This window comes from Ruminococcus champanellensis 18P13 = JCM 17042 (assembly GCF_000210095.1).
Lineage (GTDB): Bacteria > Bacillota > Clostridia > Oscillospirales > Ruminococcaceae > Ruminococcus_F > Ruminococcus_F champanellensis.
The window spans coordinates 277,202-279,289 of record NC_021039.1 but is presented as its reverse complement, the minus strand read 5'-3'; the positions used below and the strand labels follow the sequence as shown (position 1 = coordinate 279,289).

1 protein-coding gene is annotated in these 2,088 nt (G+C 54.7%); it reads left to right on the top strand.

Annotation, left to right across the window (positions count from 1 at the left end; translation table 11 throughout):
• Window positions 1-580: 580 nt before the first annotated feature.
• The gene (locus RUM_RS01235; RefSeq protein WP_015557412.1) at window positions 581-1,942 is read left to right on the top strand and encodes a TrpB-like pyridoxal phosphate-dependent enzyme; all 1,362 of its coding nucleotides are present in this window, start codon (window positions 581-583) and stop codon (window positions 1,940-1,942) included.
• Window positions 1,943-2,088 lie beyond the last annotated feature (146 nt).

The following is a 2,088-nucleotide window of genomic DNA, read 5'->3' as shown; positions in this document are numbered from 1 at the left end:
CCCATACTGCGTATGCCAAGCACGCAGATTATAAAAGAATGCACAAAAGAAACTGGTCACCAAAGGTAAACCGGCAAAGCGTATGTCAAGCACGCAGAGTATAAAAGATAAGTCGCAAACAAATGGTTACGCAAAAAAATAAACCCCACAAAGCAACTTCAGCACCCAGAGCATCCAAAACCGCAGAAAAAAGATGGTCACAAAAAGACCGCAAAAAAATTCCCCCTACCCCCTTGACAAATCCCAACAGAGGTGCTATACTAAACCTATAAACCGATGAGGAAGAGTAAGTAGATTTGGATACTGAGCATTCAGAGAGTCGCAGGCGGTGGGATTGCGGCGGTCACAGGCTGGATCGAATGGACTTCTAAGGGCAAGCGGAAAGGGTTTTCCCGAGTATGTGCGCCGGAGTATGACGCTCCGTCAACAAATGTCGGCGTATGACAGTACGCGCTGAGAGGACGCATACAGCGTCAAGCAGGGTGGCACCGCAGGAAGACCAATCTCCTGTCCCGGCAACGAAAATTGTTGTGGGACAGGAGTTTTTTTATTCTGTCCCCCGTTGAAAGGAGTCAGAACGATGGCAAAGGAAATTCCCTACAAAATCTATCTGGACGAAAGCGAGATGCCCACAGCTTGGTACAACCTGCGGGCGGATATGAAGAACAAGCCGGCACCCCTGCTGAATCCGGCCACCAGACAGCCCTGTACGGCGGCGGATCTGGCACCGGTGTTCTGCGAGGAGCTGGTCAAGCAGGAACTGGACGATACCACCCCCTATTTTGAGATTCCCCAGGAGATCCGGGACTTCTACAAGATGTACCGTCCCTCCCCCCTGGTACGGGCATACTGCCTGGAGAAGAAGCTGGGCACGCCGGCAAAGATCTACTACAAGTTTGAGGGCAACAACACCAGCGGCAGTCACAAGCTGAATTCCGCCATTGCCCAGGCATACTACGCAAAGCAGCAGGGGCTGAAGGGCGTGACCACCGAGACCGGCGCAGGTCAGTGGGGTACCGCTCTGTCCATGGCTTGCTCCTACTTTGATCTGGACTGCAAGGTATATATGGTAAAGGTTTCCTACGAGCAGAAGCCCTTCCGCCGGGAGGTTATGCGTACCTACGGGGCGTCCGTGACCCCCTCTCCCTCTACGGAGACCGCAGTGGGCAGAAAGATCCTGGAGGAGCATCCGGGCACCACGGGAAGCCTGGGCTGCGCCATTTCCGAAGCAGTGGAGAAGGCGACTACCACGGAGGGATACCGGTATGTGCTGGGCAGTGTGCTGAACCAGGTGCTGCTGCATCAGTCCGTCATCGGTCTGGAAACCAAGGCGGCGCTGGATAAGTACGGCGTCAAGGCGGATATCATCATCGGCTGTGCCGGCGGTGGTTCCAATCTGGGTGGTCTGATTGCACCCTTCATGGGCGAGAAGCTCCGGGGCGAGGCGGATTACCGGATCATTGCGGTAGAGCCTGCATCCTGCCCCAGCCTGACCAGAGGCAAGTTTGCATACGACTTCTGCGACACGGGGAAGGTCTGCCCCCTGGCGAAGATGTACACTCTGGGCTGTGATTTCATTCCGGCACCCAACCATGCAGGCGGGCTCCGGTACCACGGCATGAGCTCCACCCTGTCCCAGTTGTATGCGGACGGGCTGATGGAGGCAACCTCCGTGACCCAGACCAAGGTATTCGAGGCAGCGGAGTATTTCGCAAGAGTGGAGGGCATCCTGCCGGCACCGGAGAGCAGCCACGCCATCCGGGTTGCCATTGACGAGGCGCTCAAGTGCAAGGAGACCGGGGAGGAGAAGACCATTGTGTTCGGTCTGACCGGTACGGGCTATTTCGATATGGTGGCATACGAAAAGTACAACGATGGCAAGATGAACGATTATATTCCCACGGATGAGGAACTGGCGGAGAGCCTCAAAAAGCTGCCGTAATGTTTACAGTGCAAAGACAGGGCGGATGCCCTGTCTTTTTTTGTGGATGTGGGGAACGTATGTTCGATGTGCTATTTTCTGCACCAGGGCGGTTATAGGGGTATGATTTTCTTTTGGGTTGTTCCATTTGATAAACCAAATGGGTT